This is a genomic window from Phormidium sp. CCY1219, assembly GCF_055795085.1.
Genome location: NZ_JAYFEQ010000772.1, coordinates 1 through 288, shown reverse-complemented (window position 1 = coordinate 288; position 288 = coordinate 1). Strand labels below are relative to the sequence as shown.

At 51.7% G+C, this 288-nt stretch carries 1 protein-coding gene; it reads left to right on the top strand.

The genetic code is table 11. The features are described from left to right. Window positions 1–288 (top strand): Uma2 family endonuclease (locus tag AC0QH1_RS23335; RefSeq protein ID WP_324633772.1); only part of this gene is annotated, 288 nt, incomplete at both ends.

The following is a 288-nucleotide window of genomic DNA, read 5'->3' as shown; positions in this document are numbered from 1 at the left end:
TTAAAAACCGATCCGCCCCCTGATTTGGTAATCGAAATTGATGTTACCAGCAGTTCTATCGACCGAGAGGGGATTTATGCCGCGATGGGAGTGCCGGAAATCTGGAGATGCGATCGCGGCGCGGTGCAGTTTTTGCAATTGCAAGAAGGGGAATATGTCCCGGTGGAGCGATCGCTCGCTTTTCCCATCTTGCCCGTGGCACAAGTCGCCCAATTTTTAGCACAAAGCCAAACCGTCGGCGAAACTACTTTATTGCGTTCGTTTCGCGCTTGGGTGAGAGAGCAGATA